Below are 874 nucleotides of genomic sequence, written 5' to 3'. Positions count from 1 at the left end.
GGCGCGCCGTGCCGCGGTGGCGCTGGTGGCGGCAACGACGAACAGCGCCTGGCCGACGCATACGACCTCCCCGTCAGCGAACAGTCGATCATCGCCCGCGACGGGGCTAACGTCGTTGTGGCCGGGAATGTCGGCAGCAGTGAACACCGCCACCACCCCCGGCGCCGCGCGTACCGCCGACAGGTCGATCGCGCGAATCGTGCCGTGTGCGACCGGGCTCTGTCCAAAGGCAAGATGCAGCAGGTCGGATGCCTCAGCCAGATCGTCGGCATAGAGCGCGCCACCGCTGACGTGAGCCTCGGCGCTGTCATGGGGCAAGGGCGCGCGAACCGCCCCCGTCAGCCCGGGATCACGATCAGACATCGGCGAGTTCCAGCACAGATACCGTCTCGCCGGTGCCGGCGAGCCACATGCGGCGAAGCAGGTTCGCGGCCACCGTCAGGCGATATCCGCTCGATCCGCGAACGTCGGTCAGCGGTTTGAAGTCGTCGTGAAGCGCCATCGCGGCCGCTTCGAATGTCGCCTCCGACCATGGCTGGCCAACCAGCGCCTGCTCGGCATTCGTCGCGCGCTTCGGGGTCGCCGCCATCCCGCCGAATGCGAGCCGCGCACTTCGCACGGTGTCGCCGTCGAGATCGATCGCTATCGCGCCGAGCACGGCGGAGATGTCGCTGTCGAACCGTTTGCTGAGCTTCGTGATCGCGATCCTCGTGGTCGATGTTGGACGCGGCACGAACAGGCTCTCGACGAACTCGCCCGGCTGACGGTCCTGATGACCGTAGGCGATAAAATAATCTTCGAGCGGTAGCGTGCGGCGCTCGTCGCCGCAGCGCAGCGTCAGTGTCGCGCCTAGCGCGATCAGCGCGGGTGGTGT

Annotated in this window: 1 protein-coding gene and 1 pseudogene; both read right to left on the bottom strand. The window is 67.5% G+C overall.

The genetic code is table 11. The annotated features are described in order from the left end of the window. A pseudogene (locus AACY19_RS26595) lies at nucleotides 1-363 on the bottom strand (xanthine dehydrogenase molybdopterin binding subunit); the annotation flags it as partial. Next, nucleotides 356-874 (bottom strand): FAD binding domain-containing protein (locus AACY19_RS26590; protein WP_339454462.1); only part of this gene is annotated, 519 nt, incomplete at its 5' end. The pseudogene AACY19_RS26595 and the gene AACY19_RS26590, both read right to left, overlap by 8 nt.

This window comes from Pseudomonas sp. EA_5y_Pfl2_R50 (assembly GCF_963970475.1).
In the GTDB taxonomy this organism is placed as follows: domain Bacteria; phylum Pseudomonadota; class Gammaproteobacteria; order Pseudomonadales; family Pseudomonadaceae; genus Aquipseudomonas.
This window is presented reverse-complemented; position numbering and strand designations above follow the sequence as displayed.